Annotated in this window: 13 protein-coding genes and 1 pseudogene; 6 read left to right on the forward strand and 8 right to left on the reverse strand. The window is 60.9% G+C overall.

What is annotated here, in order from left to right; genetic code table 11:
* Positions 1-19: 19 nt before the first annotated feature.
* The 6 genes from ACFE7X_RS19235 to ACFE7X_RS19260 all read right to left on the reverse strand — a co-directional run bounded on the left by ACFE7X_RS19235 (position 20) and on the right by ACFE7X_RS19260 (position 7,727).
* Entirely contained in the window at positions 20-2,410 is a 2,391-nt protein-coding gene (locus ACFE7X_RS19235) for a TonB-dependent receptor domain-containing protein (protein ID WP_375437314.1), read from the reverse strand.
* A gap of 465 nt (positions 2,411-2,875) precedes the next feature.
* On the reverse strand, positions 2,876-3,952 hold the full coding sequence (locus ACFE7X_RS19240) for an SDR family oxidoreductase (RefSeq protein ID WP_375437315.1): 1,077 nt from the start codon (positions 3,950-3,952) through the stop codon (positions 2,876-2,878).
* Positions 3,885-4,748 (reverse strand): AraC family transcriptional regulator, encoded by an 864-nt coding sequence (locus tag ACFE7X_RS19245; RefSeq protein WP_375437316.1) that lies wholly within the window; start codon positions 4,746-4,748, stop codon positions 3,885-3,887. Before ACFE7X_RS19245 ends, ACFE7X_RS19240 begins: the two co-directional genes overlap by 68 nt.
* A 192-nt stretch (positions 4,749-4,940) precedes the next feature.
* Positions 4,941-5,723: a LytR/AlgR family response regulator transcription factor gene (locus ACFE7X_RS19250; RefSeq protein ID WP_375437317.1), complete on the reverse strand. Its 783-nt coding sequence runs from the start codon at positions 5,721-5,723 to the stop codon at positions 4,941-4,943.
* Positions 5,720-6,814, reverse strand: coding sequence for a sensor histidine kinase (locus ACFE7X_RS19255; protein WP_375437318.1), 1,095 nt, complete (start codon positions 6,812-6,814; stop codon positions 5,720-5,722). Before ACFE7X_RS19255 ends, ACFE7X_RS19250 begins: the two co-directional genes overlap by 4 nt.
* A 94-nt stretch (positions 6,815-6,908) precedes the next feature.
* Positions 6,909-7,727: an SRPBCC family protein gene (locus ACFE7X_RS19260; RefSeq protein WP_375437319.1), complete on the reverse strand. Its 819-nt coding sequence runs from the start codon at positions 7,725-7,727 to the stop codon at positions 6,909-6,911.
* A 580-nt stretch (positions 7,728-8,307) separates the two neighbouring features.
* On the opposite strand from ACFE7X_RS19260, the gene ACFE7X_RS19265 reads away from it, so the two are divergent.
* The 4 genes from ACFE7X_RS19265 (at position 8,308) to ACFE7X_RS19280 (ending at position 10,661) form a co-directional block, all read left to right on the forward strand.
* Positions 8,308-8,457: a hypothetical protein gene (locus ACFE7X_RS19265; RefSeq protein ID WP_375437320.1), complete on the forward strand. Its 150-nt coding sequence runs from the start codon at positions 8,308-8,310 to the stop codon at positions 8,455-8,457.
* A 126-nt stretch (positions 8,458-8,583) separates the two neighbouring features.
* Positions 8,584-9,237: a TetR/AcrR family transcriptional regulator gene (locus tag ACFE7X_RS19270; protein WP_375437321.1), complete on the forward strand. Its 654-nt coding sequence runs from the start codon at positions 8,584-8,586 to the stop codon at positions 9,235-9,237.
* A 255-nt stretch (positions 9,238-9,492) separates the two neighbouring features.
* Positions 9,493-9,702, forward strand: coding sequence for a hypothetical protein (locus ACFE7X_RS19275; protein ID WP_375437322.1), 210 nt, complete (start codon positions 9,493-9,495; stop codon positions 9,700-9,702).
* A 428-nt stretch (positions 9,703-10,130) separates the two neighbouring features.
* Positions 10,131-10,661, forward strand: coding sequence for a YybH family protein (locus ACFE7X_RS19280; protein WP_375437323.1), 531 nt, complete (start codon positions 10,131-10,133; stop codon positions 10,659-10,661).
* 188 nt (positions 10,662-10,849) lie between these two features.
* On the opposite strand, the gene ACFE7X_RS19285 is transcribed toward ACFE7X_RS19280, so the two are convergent.
* Both ACFE7X_RS19285 and ACFE7X_RS19290 read right to left on the reverse strand, forming a co-directional pair.
* The gene (locus tag ACFE7X_RS19285; protein ID WP_375437324.1) at positions 10,850-12,022 is read right to left on the reverse strand and encodes an FAD-dependent oxidoreductase; all 1,173 of its coding nucleotides are present in this window, start codon (positions 12,020-12,022) and stop codon (positions 10,850-10,852) included.
* A 32-nt stretch (positions 12,023-12,054) separates the two neighbouring features.
* Positions 12,055-12,813, reverse strand: coding sequence for a helix-turn-helix domain-containing protein (locus ACFE7X_RS19290; RefSeq protein ID WP_375437325.1), 759 nt, complete (start codon positions 12,811-12,813; stop codon positions 12,055-12,057).
* A 254-nt stretch (positions 12,814-13,067) separates the two neighbouring features.
* Here ACFE7X_RS19290 and bla point away from each other — a divergent pair.
* Positions 13,068-13,811: pseudogene (gene bla, locus ACFE7X_RS19295) on the forward strand (class A beta-lactamase).
* 405 nt (positions 13,812-14,216) lie between these two features.
* The coding region (locus tag ACFE7X_RS19300) for a zinc-binding alcohol dehydrogenase family protein (protein WP_375437326.1) at positions 14,217-15,374 on the forward strand (1,158 nt) is incomplete at its 3' end.

A 15,374-nucleotide genomic window follows, 5' to 3' on the forward strand; every position in this document is an offset into this window, starting at 1 on the left:
CAGCAGGAAAGAAAAGCGGTTAGAACTTGAAGTTGTAGGTGACGGACGGTAGCACGGTGCCGAACACGGAGAGCCGCACGGCCTCGGTTTGCCGGGCGTTATCCTCGTTTTGGCGCAGGTAGATGCTGTAGGCATTGCGGCGGCCGTAGGCGTTGTAAAGCGAGAACACCCACTCCCCCTGCCAGCGGCGGGCCTCGTTGCGGCGCTGCTGGAGCGTAGCCGAGAGGTCGAGGCGGTGGTAGGCGGGCACGCGGTAGTTGTTGCGCACGTCGCCGTTTACGTTGGGCACCAGCAGACCCTGGTATTCAAAGCGGCTGTCGGGCATGGTGGTGGCAATGCCCGTGCTGTAAGTAAAGGCTCCCGACAGCGCCAGGCGCGGCGAGAGGGCATAGCTGCCCACTACCGACAGGTTGTGGGGCTTGTCGTACTTGGCCACGTACCAGTCGTTGTTGTTGAGGCCATTGATTTGCCGCTCGGCGCGCGAAAGCGTGTAGCTGACCCAGCCCGTAAAGGGGCCCTTGTTTTTCTTGAGATAGAACTCCGCCCCGTAGGCCCGGCCCCGACCGTAGAGCAGATCGGCTTCGAGTTGGGCGTTGAGCAGCACGTTGGCCCCGTTGATGTAGTCAATCTGGTTGTCTAGCGTTTTGCCGTACACTTCCACGCTGGCCTCGTAGTCGTTGTCGTGCAGGTTGCGGAAGTAGCCCATAGCCACCTGGTCGGCGTGCTCGGGGCGGATGTTGTTGGTGCTCGGGCTCCACACGTCCAGGGGCGAAGAAGCCGTAGTGTTCGAGAGCAGGTGCAGGTTTTGCACCGTGCGGGTGTAGCTGGCTTTCAGTGAACTAGCTTCGTTGAGCGTGTAGCGCAGCGAGGCGCGTGGCTCCAGGTTGGCGTAACGCTTGATGAGGTCGCCCTTGCCGTAGGTCTGTTCGCCGACCACCGCCTTTTGTACGCCGTCGGGGCCCGCGTACCGAGCAACCGAGCCAGCGCCCAGGTAATCGAACACGCTCAGGCGCAGGCCGTACTGCACGGCTAGGCGCGGGGAGAGCGTCTGCTCCTGGTCGAAGTAGGCGGCGTATTCGGCGGCGCGCTGGTCAGGCCGTATTAGGGGCTGAAAGATGGACGCCGGGTCGGTGGGCGTCACCTGGCCGGGCTGCACGGTGTAGCGCGTGCCACTCACCCCAAAGCTGAGGGTGCTGCCGGCCGGGCGCTGGTAGGTGAAATCCACCTTGCCCGTGCGATTGAGGATGTTGGATTTCCAGTCGAAGCCGGTGGTGCCGGTGGGCACGCCCAGGTGGTAGTCGTACTGGCTGGCCAAAGCCGTCACGTTCATGGAAAGGCGCGGGCTGAAGGCGTGGCTCCAGCGCACGGTGCCCAGCGTATTGCCGAAATCGGACAGGAAGGAAGTGCCGAAATTGAACACGTCGCGGCCTACATAGCCCGACAGGTACAGCCCGTCGCGGGGGCTCAGGGTGAAGCTGGCCTTGCCCGTCAGGTCGTAGAAGTAGGCGGCATTGTCGCGCTGCTCGGGCACGAGCTTCAGCAGCACATCGGCGTAGGAGCGCCGCCCGGCCAGCACAAACGAACTTTTGCCCTTGCTGATGGGCCCGTCCAGCGCGAAGCGCGACGAGACGCTGCCGATGCCGCCCGACCCGCTCAGCTTCTCGGCGTTGCCGTTTTTCAGGCGCACGTCCAGCAGCGAGGAGAGCCGCCCGCCGTACTGCGCCGGCAGGCCGCCCTTCACCAGCTTAAGGTCGGACACGGCATCGGGGTTGAAGATGGAAAACAGCCCAAACAGGTGCGAGCTGCTCATCACGGGCGCATCGTCGAGTAGCACCAGGTTCTGGTCGATGCCGCCGCCGCGCACGTTGAAGCCGGCCGCGCCCTCGCCGACCGTGCTCACGCCCGGCAGCAGCAGAATGGTGCGGATGACGTCGACCTCGCCCAGCAGCGCTGGCACCAGCTTTATCGTTTTCATATCGAGCCGGGTCACGCCCGTCTCGGTGCTCTGCACGTTGTCTTCGGCCCGGCGGGCGGTGACGATGACTTCAGCGGTGCTGACGCTCGCCGCCGCCAGTTGCACGTTGCGGGTGAGCGGGCCGCTGGCCAACGTTAGGTTCTCGGTCTGCGGCTCGTAGCCAATGAAGCTGTAGGTGACTAGGTGTGGGCCCGGCGGCAGGGCCAGCACAAATCGGCCCTGCGCGTCGGCCGTCGTGCCCAGGGCCAAGCGTTGAACAAACACCGTCGCCCCAATCAGGGGCTCTCCCGCGGCATCGGTCAGGGTGCCCCGCAGGGTGGCCGCCCCGGCGGCGGTCCTGGCGCTCCGCGCCAGCGTTGTTTGCGCCAGCAGGTCGGCCTGGGGCAGTAAAATGCCCGCCAGCAGCCAGGCGAAGGGGTAGGAACGAGGAGCCATAATTTGGAGGTAAGCAATGATTATGGTCCAAAGCACGGCGGCTAGCCGACACGGCACCGAAGTAATCCGGTCAAGCGGGGCATTGTTGGGGGTGAAGCGCAGAGGAAGGCGAGTGAATAGCAGGCGCCATTTCCTAGCCGAACCTTGACGCCGTCAGTAGCAAGGGGGAAGAGACAAAGAAGCTGTTGCTGTCAACGACATGCGTTGGCTCGCCCCCTGTTTTATGGATACTCCTCGCTGAAGAGCTTGCCCGTCAGGCCTTCGTTTCCCGCCAGCACGTCCTTTACCAGGGGGCGGCGGGCTACTCCACGGTACCAGTGCCGCGCTGGGTGTCAAGGTTAGTGGCCGTAAAGCTGGGGTCTACAACGTTCACTTTAACGTCGCCGTTGCTTTGCTTACAGGGGTCTAACCAGTGAGCAATGTTAGGTTATCCAAGCGTAAGTAAACGGGAGAACAATTCCTTGCCTACAGCTGGTAAAGCTCTTTCAATCCTGCGTGCAGGGACGCCGGCTGGCGCCCGAGCAGCCGCTCCAGGTCCGGGCTCACCTCGTCTTCCTGCCCGTTTTTGATGTCGGTGATGAAGCCGGTGATGCGCTCCACGACCACGTCTGGCAGCCCCCGGCCTTTGAGCCCCTGCGCAAAGGCGGACACCTCGGCCGGGGCATAGGCCACCGGTTTGCCGGAAAGCTCCGCGAGGGCCGCCGCCACGTCGGCAAAGGAGTACGACGCGCGGCCGGTGAGCTGGTACACGGGCTTGGGGAGGCCCTCGGCGGCGAGGGCATTGGCCAGGGCTTCGCCCATTTCGCGGCGCAGGGCAAAGGGCACCCGGCCCTGCCCGGCCGGAAGGATAATGCCCGCGTCAAACACCTGGGGCCCAACGAACTGCGGAAGGACGTCCATGTACAAGACGTTGCGAAACAGGCTGTACGCCAGCCCGCTCGCTTTGATGACCTCTTCGGTCTGGAAATGGCCTTCCATCAGCTTGTTGGCCATCGTGGCGCGGTCTTTTAGCGTGCGGCTGGTGTAGGCAATAAAGCCGACCCCCGCCTGGCGGGCGGCGTCCACCACGTTCTGGTGCTGCTGCACCCGCCGCTCCTCGTCCGTGCCGGCAATGAGCAGCACTTTGTCAACGCCCTGCATCGCCGCCGCGAGGGAGGGCGCGTCATCGTAGCTGCCGAGGCGCACCGTCACGCCTTTGGCCCGTAGCCACGTGGCTTTCTGCTCGTCGCGGGCCAGGCCCGCAATGTGGGCGGCGGGCAATTTTTTTAGGAGGAAATCGATGGTGGCCGAGCCGAGTTGGCCCGTGGCGCCGGTTACTAAAATCATAGAGGGAAATTTTGCGGGCGTGACTGCTGCTTGCCGCGCCCAGCGCTGGCCGCCGGGCACCGAAAGAACACTGCAAAATTCCCCTTCCGGTGCCCGCCAGGGAATGGCCAAAGGGTGGCAACCTGTGGCCGAAAGGTGGCAACTGCACTCAGCCCGCTTGCCGGTAGGCGGTGGGCGAAAGGCCGGTGCTGTTTTTGAAAAACCGACTAAAGGCAAACTGGTCGGCAAAGTGCAGGCTTGCCGCCACTTGCTGGATGGGCAAGTCGGGGTTTTGCAGCAAAGCTTTGGCTTCCAGCGCCACGGCTTCGGCTATCCAGTCGCTGGCGGTGCGGCCGGTGACGGCCTTGACCAGTTCGTTGAGGTGCCGCGGGGTGATGCACAGCCGGGCCGCGTAGAACTGCACGCTGCGCGCCGAGGTGCAATGGGCCTGCACGAGCTGCCGGAAAGCCGCCGCCAACTGCTGGCTGCGGGTGGTGCCCCCCGGGAGCGCCGGCGGCTGGTCGTACAAGGGCGCTATTTCGTAGAGCAAGCCGTTGATGATGTGTTGGAGGATGTTGCCCCGTTGCGCGTGCGGGGTGTGGTATTTCTGCTGCAAAAAACGCAGCGAGGCCGCCACGTTTTTCGCTTCCGGGGCCGAGAGTTGGAGCACGTAGGCGGTGGGGTTCACCAAAAAGCGCAGCCGGCCGGTGGCCGCGTTATGGGTCGTGATGAAGTCCTGGGTGAAAAAAACGGTCAGCGTTTCGTAGTCCTCCGAAATGGCCAGCCACTGCTTAATCACGTCCGGGGTGGCCAGCACCAGGCAGCCCGGTCCCACGACGTGCGTTTCCAGGTTCACGTTCAGCTCGGCGGTGCCTCGCACGCACAAGCTGATTTTGTAGTAGTCGCCCCGGTAAGGGCGGTGGAGCGGAATCCGGGGCCGCGGGGCCGTGTAATCGGGAAAGTACACCTCCGCGGCGTCCGGCTGCGGGTCGCTAAACGCCTGGAGTTGATAAGTGGGCAGGAGTTCGTTCATGGCGCAGGCTTGCTAGAGAGACGGGACGCAGGGCCTTCGCTAACGAACCGCTCATACACAGACAAAAAAGGACAGGCAGATGGTAGCTGAAACAAGCTACCCTGAAAGTTAGGAAAAGGCGGGCCCTTCCTGCAATCAGCAAACAATAAAACATCGTTGTCGCTGCGCGGGGGTTAGCTGCCCCTTTGACTCTTATTCCAGCCAGCGTTTCAAGAGGGGCGTCCGGTCGCGGCTCACCAGGATTTCCTCCGCTCGCGGGGGGAGCAGCTCGATTTTCAGCTTGCCCGCGAAGTGGGGGTACATCTTGTCGATGGCTTTGAGCGAAACCAGGTACTGGCGGTTCAGCCGGAAGAACACGGCCGGGTCGAGCAGGGTCTCCAGCTTCTCCAGCGTATGCTCCAGGCTGAACTTGCGGCCGTCGTGGCGCACCAGGTACACCAGTTCGTGCAGGGTGTAGCAATAGGCAATTTCTTCCACTGCTACCGGCAGCAGCTGTTCGCCGGCCATGACCAGAAAGCGCTGCCGGTAGCGCGACTGGGTGGGGGCGAACTGCTCCAGCAGCTGTTGCACCTTCGCTAGCTGCGCCTCTCTGCCCTGCTGCTGCTCCTGCGGCGTGGTCTGGGTTAGCCAGTAGGCGTGCTTTTCCAAGGCCCGGGCCAGGTCGGCAGCCTGAATGGGCTTGAGCAGGTAGTCCAGGCTCAGGAGCGTGAACGCCTGCAGGGCGTATTCATTGAAGCTGGTCGTGAAGATGATGGGGGCGCGCACGCTCACCGCGTCAAAGACCTCGAAGCTGAGTCCGTCCGAGAGCTGAATGTCCGAGAAAATCAAGTCGGGCGCCGGGTTGTTGCTGAGCCAGTGGATGGCCTCGGCCACGCTGGGAAGCACGGCCACGACGTCGATGGCCGGGTGCTGGCGCAGCAGGTTCTGCACGTGTTCTACCGCGAGGTATTCGTCTTCGATAATGATGGTTCTCATGGGGTCGGCAGTAAAGGCAGCGTGACTTCAAACTCCCCGCCCCGGTGCTCAATGGTGACCGGGCGGGTGGTGAGCAAACCAAACTGATTGACGATGTTCTGCAAGCCCTGCTTGGTGCTTTTTTCCAGAATCGTTTTGCGGTGCACCGTGTTCGTAACGCTGAGCACGCCTTCGCCCGCGCGGAGGGTGATGCGCAGCGGGGTGTGGGAGCTGATGGCATTGTGTTTCAGCGCGTTTTCCAGCAGCATTTGCACGGCCAGGGGCGGCACGTGTAGGTGCAGGGTTTCGGGGGCTAGCTCCTGCACGACTTCGATACCGTCCCGAAACCGGACGTAGTGCAGGCGCAGGTAGGCTTCCACAAACGCCATCTCCTGACTGAGCGGCACCGTGACGTTAGCCTTGCTCAGCAGCACGTAGCGGTAGACGTTGGCCAGGGACCCGAGAAAGTCCTGCGCCCGCGGGTTATCGCCGATGAGCGCGGCCAGCGAGTTCAGGTTATTGAAGAGAAAGTGGGGGTCTACCTGCTGCCTGAGCGCCTCCAATTGGCTGATGGCGCCGGCCCGCTCCAGCTCCGCCGACCGGGCGAGCGAAATGCGCAGCTCGTAGAAAAAGTGCCCGCTCTCGTAGAGCAGGATGATGAAGAAAGATGCCAGCAAACCGCTCCCCAGCGCTTTCCAGTACGTCGGCTCGAAAGACGACGCGCTTTGGCTGAGCAGCACCAGCAGCCCGGCATGCACCACGGCGAACCCAGCCACGAAAACTATGGACAGCGGCGCCTGCAGCAGCAGCCGCCACGCCGTTTGGTCGTGCGCTGTTAGCCGACGACGCAGCCCGGAGCGCAGCAACAGATTGCCGTGGCAGTAAACGGCCGCCATGGCCACGGCGATAAGCCACTGCTGCCAGCCGGGCAGCGTGCCACCCGCCGCCCCCGACACGGCCACCCGCGGCCAGGCCAGGGCCAGTACGGTGCCGACCGTGCCAATCCCAATCCAGCGCCAGCGCAACCAACTCTTCCCTCGCTGTCCGGGGGCCGCCGGGGGCATGGTGGAAAAAACGTTGCTGTAAGCGGGGAATGGGGAGGGACTGACCATAAAGTGGCAAAATAGAAGGAATTAGATAGAAAGCAGCCAGGAACCCAGTTGGTTTAGCATACGGCTAAGCGCCGACCGTGGTCACGGCCTAACGCTAGCCCGGGATAGCCTGACCCCGCCGTGGCAGACTTGCAGCAGCAATAGAAGGCAGCGTGGCCTGGGTGGCTTGCCGGTGCAGCAGCACGAGCCAGCCGTGCTGGTGGGCAAACACGGAATGCGGCCGTAGCCACTCGCGCATCACCCCGCGCCAGCCGGTGTGCACCTGCTCGGTGATAAGCTGGCAGCCCGTGGCCGTTTCCCGCACCAGCCACCGGTGGTATACGCGCACCCCAGGGCCCTTGACCACCCAAGCCAGGCACCGACCAGGCACATATTCCGTGACAGAGGCCGTGACGGTCGTCCCTAGGGTTTGCCATCGAAACACGGAGGTGGCCCGTAGCTCGGGGGTTAACTGGTTGAGGTAGGCAATGGCTGGGGCCGCGGCATACCATTCGGGCCACCGCGGCGCCCACACCAGCCAACTCCACACGGCGCTGGCTGAGGCCGCCGTATGCAGCTCGTTGTGCACGTGCAACGGTCGGGTAGATGCAGTTAGCCGGCGCACCCACCCCACCCGGTTTGGCGATATCGGCATAAGCTCGGGAAAGGGAGGAAATGCTTTCATGACAAGAAACAAGGAAATAAAGCCGGCCGTGTGCTGGGTGCTGGCCCACTGCCACTGCGCCCAATCGGCGCGAATGAACGGGGATGAGCAAGGCCGGAGCGGGGTGCGTGGCGCAAAGGAAGAAAGCCGTTCCTTCTTACCACGACCTAATTGAGTGAAGCCGTTCAAGCGGCCGGTGAAGTGCCGAAAGGCCCCCGTGAACTGCCAAGCCTCGGCACCTTGCCCATGGCGCTTTTTACTGGCAGGCAATGGCCTCAGCCATTGCCTGCCTGGATACCATACTTTCTGAAAGAACCCGGACCAAACGGGTACTGTGTCGATTGCCGAAAAATAAGCAACCAGGACAATCAACGTTTCACCTACATTTCAGCGCTGAATGGGTCTAATCTCCGTCTTGACGTGAATAAATAGGCGAAGGGGCCACCTAAACGTTTGCCGAGCAAGGTGTTTGTTAGCAACCACTATGTTTAGCGGCGGCGAGATTGCCAACAAATAAAAAAGCAGCAACTCCAACCCTTTTACTCCCTTGTCAGCTGCGTCACTTTAGTAGGGCTGCTGGCGAGGGCGCACTTGCAGGGGGTTGGGAGTCCTGGCGGCAAGGTCGAGAGATTAGGTGTTACTGGAACTTTGGGGCTACTTCATAGAGGCGACGTAAGCCCGTCTTTCTCTTGAGGAATGCGAGAAAGTCTTGGTGCACGCTCAGCGCGGAGCTCGCCGCCGCAACCACAGCTTCCGAAACTAAAACAGTGCTTACTGTACCGTTTGTTAGCGCTTGAAGGCGGGTCGCCACATTAACCGTGTCGCTGATGGTGGCCAGCTTGCGAAAACCGTGGCCTCCATTTTGACCTACCACGTACTCGCTGTAGTGCAGGCCAATGCGCACGTGAAAGCCACAACCATAGGTCGCTCCAGCTCGGAATTCAGTTGCTGCGCCGCGCGCAGCATGGCGTGGCCAGGTAACACCACCATAACCCGATAACAAGCTGCAAGTTGGGTGATTAAGGTGTGGCAGGGACCGAAGTGCTCAATCTGCGTTTCTAGCTAACTTGGCCCGTCAGGCCCTTTAAGCCAGTCACCCACTCCGCCCTTACTCCTATTTGTGTTCATGACCGATTACCCTATCCCTGCCGACGATGCTACACATCAGGCCTACCAAGAACGGGAGCGCTTGGTAGTGGCCGCCCGGCTGCTCTATTTGGAATCGGGCATTGAAGCAGTGACGAAGGCGGATATTGCGGCCGCCGCGCAGTTGGACGCGCCCGCCGTGGACCGCTACTTTCCCCTCGGTAAGCCGGCGCTGGTGCAGGCCATGGTGGAGAGATACTTGCCCTACGTCCACCAAAACCTGGAGCAGCAGCTTGAAACCTGCAACAACGCCGTGGAGCAGTTACTGGCCATGCGCACCTTCATGCGAGAGGAAATGGGCCAAGTTCAAACGCTATTTTTTCGGGATTTAGAAGCCCATTATTTTGCCAGTTGGCAGTATTTCCTGCGTGCCCAGCAGGACTTTCTGCTTGCCTACATTCGGACGAACCTGCGCTTAGGCATGGACCAGCAGCTGTACCGCGCCGACTTGGACGTGGAATTTCTCGCCCAACTGTGGCTTCAGCAGATTACGAGTTTGCTCGGCCCCGCCGGCACCGGCCTCCCGCCCGTCGACGCGCACTATGAACTGCTTAATCGTTTTCTGGCAGGCATCACGACTGCTGGGGGCAGTTTCGTGGCTCGTCGGCTGCAGGAAGGCCCGCCGTATTACTAGGCATACTGTTGCCCATCTCAACTTCCTGCCATGGGGGTACCGGTAACAAAACGTGCGGGCGTGTCCAGCACGGTGCGCCCGCACGTTTTCAGTAAGTCAGGGGTGTCTAAGAATGGCGCAAAGGTCCCCCAGCGCGGGGCTAGGCCCGCCCTACCACGACCAGGACGAAAGCTTTTACGTGCTAGACGGACAGATTACGTACCAAGCTGGCGACGAGAAGCTGGTGGGCACCACGGGTGGATTCCACGCGGCACGGTGCTTTCCTCCCAAGTGGACTCACCCACGGCCACGTTGCTCAGCTCTACGCCCGCGGGCGTAGAGCAGATTATCATCCACGCCGGGATGCCCGCCATCCACTTCGAATTGCCTCAACCGGGCCGCGGCATGAGCCTCCCACAAACGGAAGTGGCCCAGCTATTCAAAAAAATCGGGATGCATGTTGTGCCTGGACTAGGCCGCCATTAGGGAGTTCCCAGTCCGTGCTGGTGAGCGGCTCCCGGTTAACGGCCGCTTAACGACGATTCACCCCTCACCTGCCCCCCCTTCACCTAGATTTTGGCTTCGGTGGCAGTTGGAGCCGCCTATTTTTGAGTTGTTCGCCTGCCCACTGTAGGCCATGCCCGCAGCTGAGCAGCCCACCGTTCCTGCCAACTTGCTCTTCCTATCACTTAAAATTCATGAATCCACCGCCCGCCGCTTGGCTTGTCGCGAACTCGGCCCAACCAAAAAACAGCTGAACCCAGTTTGCTCCCAACAAAAAAATACCTGCTATGAACACGAAAATTTGTCCTTTCCTAATTACGATGTTATTGGCAGCCGTGGGCTTCTCTGCTACGGCCATGATGACCACCCCGCAAATTAATCAATCACTACTCATTTCTACGAGCAAGACCATGTCTGACCACAACCGCATTCTGGCGGCTGCTCCCCAGCAGCCGGCCGCCCACACCTCCGACGACCAAGCCGCCGTAGCCGCTCTCCATCGAGAGTGGATTCTGGTGGGTTGGGAGAAAAAAGCCGGGGACGGTCCCCTCAATTTCCGAGAAAAGCTCGGCAAGTATTACAGCTGGTCGGCGCCGGACGTCCTGCTCTACGACGACTTCGAGCCGCAGCGGCGCGTGGCCCACAGCGCGACCGAGTACGGGTCGTTTTGGGAGCCGCCGTTCACCAAGTTACGCTCGGCCCACCATCGCGTAGTGGACGGGCCTCACGTAGTGGTGTCCGGCAACTTGGCCACTTCCGTGCTGCAATTTGTTGCCCGGCTGGAGGGGAGCGATGGTAAAATCACTGGCATTCGCACGTACACTTCGCTGGTCTGGCGCCAGGAAAAAGATGGCTGGAAGATTATTCGCGAACATAATTCCTCCACGGTACTGACTCCGGCCGAATTGCAAAAACTCATGGCGACGGCCGCCACGCACTGATGTGGTGGTGATGACGCGCGTCACTGGCATTCTGGCTTCTCGTTACAAAAGGTCGAAAAATGCGGTAAGGGCCTTCCCCTCTTACTAAATAGCCCTGGAGTAACTTGTTCAGTATGAAGCACCACTAAAAATGCGACGGCCGGTATGTGGAGGCCACTTAAGGTGTGTGGACGGTACTAGTTGTAAAGTTATTCAGCCGGTCCTACCCCATTAAACAAGCTAACCAAGTGCGCCAATCCCTGCGGCGAGTGCAACGCCTCGGTTTGGTCCAGGGTCTCCTGCGCTACCTTAGCGGCACGCTGGCGCATGTGCTGCTCGTAGTGCGCAATGGCAGCTTGCAGGCTGCAGAACAACTCATTGGTTAGGCAGTTGCTGAGTTCGAGCGCATCCAGCATGGCCATGTTTACGCCTTCGCCGGCGTAGGGCGGCATGAGGTGGGCGGCGTCCCCGAGCATAGTAATGTTGGGCTGCGCGGCCCAGATTTGGGTGAGTGGCATACAGTATTGCGGGCGGGGCACGCAGGTCGCGGGGTCGGCGGCGAACAGCTCTTCCCAGAGGCTAGCCCACCCGGCAAACGCTTGCTTGAACCAGGCTTGCAGTTGCGCCGCGTTGTGAAAGTCAAGGCCGCTGTCCTCGACCCAAGTTTCAGGAGCTTTGAACCCGACGTAAAAAGCCAGGCTGCCATCGCCTTTCGAGCTTACGATTAGTGATTTTTCGTCGCCTAGGGCGAAGATTTTGCCACCTTGCAGTAGTTGGCTCACGCGGGAGGCTTGCTGGGCGGCGTCGTACACCGCGCCTTCTACCACCATCACGCCCGTGTAGAACGGCCGGATGGGCGTCACCAGGGGGCGGATTTTGGAATTGGCTCCGTCGGCCCCAATCACAATATCGGCCGCAGCGGTGGTGCCGTTGGCGAAGGCCAGCTGCCAGCCTGCGCCGTGCGGCGTCACCGCCAGTAGGTGGCTGTTCCAGACGACGGTACCGGGCCGAAGAGAGTCGAGCAGTAACTTGCGCAACGGCCCGCGGTCGATTTCGGGGCGAAAATGCTTATCGCCAAACGTGGCGGTTTGCGCCTCAGCGTGGTCGTCGAGCACGAGGGTGGCGTGCTGGTCGGTCACGCGCAGTCGGTCGGCCCCTGGGCGGTAGGCGGCCTGGAAGGCGGCGAGCAGGCCCGCCTGGTGCAGAGCGGCCAGGCCCGAGTCGTGGTGTAAGTCGAGGGTGGCGCCCTGCACCCGCACGTGGCGGTGGCAGTCACGCTCGTAAACGTGGACGCTGGTGCCGCGCAGCTGGAGCAGCCGGGCCAGGGCGAGGCCGCCGGGGCCGCCGCCGACGATGGCTATTTGCATGTTTTGAAGTAACATGTCTAAACTAAGAGGTGAAGTTTAGGACAAAATTATTTCTTCGGCAACGCGGAAAATTGGATAAATCGGTCGTTTTGATTGCGGGCTAATTCTTTGGGCACGACGCCCGCGTATTTCTTGACTTCGCGAATGAAATGGGCCTGGTCGGCGAAGTGCTCCTCAGGGAACAGCTTGCCGGCTTTGAGGCCCGGCAAGGCGGCCCGAAAGCGGAGAATCGTGCAGTACGCCTTCAGCGAGAGGCCAAATTCCTGCTGAAAATACCGGTTGATTTGCCGGCTGCTCCAGGCCGCCGCCTCGGCGTAGGCTTCGACGGTAAGGGTGCCGTTGGTGGCGTAAAGGAGGTTGAAAAGCTTGCGCTTGCGGCGGTCGATTTCGGCGGGAATCAGTTGCTGAAGCTGGGCCGAAGCTTTCGCGCAACAGCCAGCGAAATCACTTAAATCGGCGGCGTTAATACCCAGGTAATCCAGGGGCAAGTAGCCGGCGTGCTGCGGCAAATCGGCCAGCCGAACGGGCAGCAGGTAGTCGGCCCCAAGCAGCGTCCAACTGATGGCGAAGATGTGGGTATGGGGCGGCAGTACCTGGGCGCTAGGCTGTGTATCCAGCCCCAGCAGCAAGACGTGGTAGGGCTCGGTGGCCGAGTAAGCAAAGAATACATCGACCCGGCCATCGGGCACGATGACGACGGGCTGCCCGGAGTCGGAGTGGTTGACGAGCCGCCAGAAGCTTTCGACAAACTCGGCGAGCACCGCTGGCGGGGCAAGCGTTTGGTATTCGATGTCGATGAAAGCCATTTCTCTTTCCTGTTCTAGCGCGTTTAGGACTAAGGTAGCAGGGCCTGACACAGCGTGCTACGCGCTCAGTAAACGGCCAACGTGGCTTCGAAGCTGTTTGCCCCCGTATCGGCATCAAAAACGCCCTGAAATCGGCGTTCTCCGGGGCATTTAGCTGGGTGGCTGCTCCTCATTAACACTATCTCGGCTTTCCCTGAGGCTATGAACAGCGAGTAGCAGCGGTAGCTTGTTATGCCTAAACCTAATCTTTGTGCATGTTTAAGCAATACCTCCTCTCCGTGCCCATCGTGTTGGCCACCCTGCTGCCTGTCCAGGCGCAGCACCAACCCTTGCGAAACGAGATTGAGCGGCTTGCCCGTTCTACTTCAGGGAAAGTGGGCGTAGCCATCCGCTTGCTGGAAACCAATGATACGCTTACTTACCACAACCAGCAACCCTATGTGCTGCAAAGTGTGTTCAAGTTGGCCGTTGCCATGGCGGTGTTGCACGAGGTAGACCGGGGAAAGTTACGCTTAGCGCACCCCGTATTTATCACGAAAGCAGACTTGCCAGCAACCTACAGCCCGCTGCGATACAAGTACCTTGCGGGCAATGTCCAGGTTAGCGTTCAGGACTTATTAACCTACGTAATGACCGTGAGCGACAATGCTGCCTGCGAAATTTTACTGAAATTACTAGGCGGCCCGCAGAAGGTCAACAGATACGTTCACCGCCTGGGTATTAAAGGCCTGGCCATCAACGCTTCGAAAGCCTAAATGGCGGCCACTTGGTCGGTGCAATATAGCAACTGGAGCCAGCCCTCGGCCCAGGTAGAGTTGCTAACTAGGCTGTACGAGCAGACGGCCTTATCTAAAACCAGCACCGAGCTGCTCTGGCAACTGCTGCTGGCCACTCCGGTTGGCCCCAAGCGCCTGAAAGGATTGTTGCCGCCGGGAATTCCTGTTGCGCACCGCACCTGCACTTCCGCGACTAATGGCCAGGTGCTTGCCGGTGGGTAATACAATGATACCCACATCATTGTATTACCCACCGGCAAGCACCTGGCCATTGCGGTTTTCCTGACCGATTCCTATGCCGAGTTGGTGACCTGCGAGCTACTTATTGCCCGCATATCGAAAGCGGCCTATGAGGAGTTTACTAATTAAAAGCAGGTGGTTGGGTTAAACCGGAGGGTGAGCTAAGGTGGAGTTCAATTGCGATGCAATACCCGGAGTTGAGTGCGGGCGTTGGGTATTGTGCTAATGGTCGAGGTATTCGGCTAGTTCGAGGCGAGACTCAACCCACCAGTCCCAACTGGTGCTGGCAAGCGACTCCGGTTAACGGCCGCCAGATGACGTTTCACCCAGCCCTTATCCCGGCTTCACTCAGATTTTGACCTTGGTAGCTGTTCAAGCCGCCCACCTTTGTGCTGTTGGGTCGCACTGCAATACGCCTTAACAGCGGCTGAGCAGCCGATTGCCCATCCAACCTCACTTTTATCTCAACCAGAACCTATGAATCCGCAGCCCACGAACACCGCCGCCTGGCTCGTCGCCAACCGCGCCCACCTCGAAGTTAACACCGCGTCCTACACCGCTCCGCAGGCGAACGAGCTGGTTATTAAGAATTACGCCGTGGCCATCAACCCTCTGGATTGGATTATGCAGGGCGCCGGCAGCTTCCTCTTTTCCTGGATGAAGCTTCCCTTCGTGCTCGGCAGTGACCTCGCTGGCGAGGTGGTGGAAGTGGGGGCCGGCGTCACGCGCTTCCAGGTCGGCGACCGGGTGCTGGCCCACGCCGTGGGCGCCGACAAGAAGCGGAACAGCCCGGCGGAAAGCGCCTTTCAGCAGTACACCGTTGTGCTGGCCCACATGGCCGCTCCCATCCCCGACAGCCTGGCCTACGAAAGCGCCACCGTACTGCCCTTGGCCCTGTCCACGGCGGCCTGCGGGCTGTTTCAGAAAGACCAGTTGGCGCTCAACTACCCTTCGGCCGCCGCCACGCCAACGGGCAAGACTATACTCGTCTGGGGCGGGACGACGAGCGTCGGCAGCAACGCCATTCAGCTGGCTGTGGCGGCGGGTTACGAGGTCATCGCCACGGCCTCGCCCCGCAACTTCGCCTACGTCCAACAACTTGGCGCGAGCCAAGTCTTCGACTACAACAGTCCGACCGTCGTCCAGGATGTAATCAAGGCCTTCCAAGGGAAGACGAGCGCCGGCGCCCTGGCCATCGGCGGCACGTCGGCGCTGGCCTGCGCCGACATTGTCCACGGCTGTAAGGGCAGCAAGTTCGTGTCGATGACCACGTTTCCCGTTGATTTCCAGCGCCTGACGCAGGGCCCAGGGCGAGTTGGCTTGCAGTTCCTGCGGCAGTTGCCCCGGCTTATCTCCTTTAGCGTTTCGCTGTTTCTCAAATCCCGCCTGCGCGGCATCCGCACGAACTCCATCTTCGGCACGACGCTCATGGACAACGAGGTGAGCCGGGTGATTTACACCGATTTCCTGCCCCAGGCCCTGGCCGAGGGGCGCTACGTGGCCGCACCCGCGCCCCACGTCATTGGCCAGGGGCTCGCTAGCATC

It is taken from the genome of uncultured Hymenobacter sp. (assembly GCF_964242765.1).
Lineage (GTDB): Bacteria > Bacteroidota > Bacteroidia > Cytophagales > Hymenobacteraceae > Hymenobacter.

Bases quoted from the DNA above. Each gene is read 5' to 3' on its own strand.
- ACFE7X_RS19245 (WP_375437316.1), bottom strand. From the start codon at position 4,748: ATGAACGAACTCCTGCCCACTTATCAACTCCAGGCGTTTAGCGACCCG.
- ACFE7X_RS19235 (WP_375437314.1), bottom strand. From the start codon at position 2,410: ATGGCTCCTCGTTCCTACCCCTTCGCCTGGCTGCTGGCGGGCATTTTA.
- ACFE7X_RS19285 (WP_375437324.1), bottom strand. From the start codon at position 12,022: ATGTTACTTCAAAACATGCAAATAGCCATCGTCGGCGGCGGCCCCGGC.
- ACFE7X_RS19280 (WP_375437323.1), top strand. From the start codon at position 10,131: ATGTCTGACCACAACCGCATTCTGGCGGCTGCTCCCCAGCAGCCGGCC.
- ACFE7X_RS19270 (WP_375437321.1), top strand. From the start codon at position 8,584: ATGACCGATTACCCTATCCCTGCCGACGATGCTACACATCAGGCCTAC.
- ACFE7X_RS19255 (WP_375437318.1), bottom strand. From the start codon at position 6,814: ATGGTCAGTCCCTCCCCATTCCCCGCTTACAGCAACGTTTTTTCCACC.
- ACFE7X_RS19290 (WP_375437325.1), bottom strand. From the start codon at position 12,813: ATGGCTTTCATCGACATCGAATACCAAACGCTTGCCCCGCCAGCGGTG.
- ACFE7X_RS19250 (WP_375437317.1), bottom strand. From the start codon at position 5,723: ATGAGAACCATCATTATCGAAGACGAATACCTCGCGGTAGAACACGTG.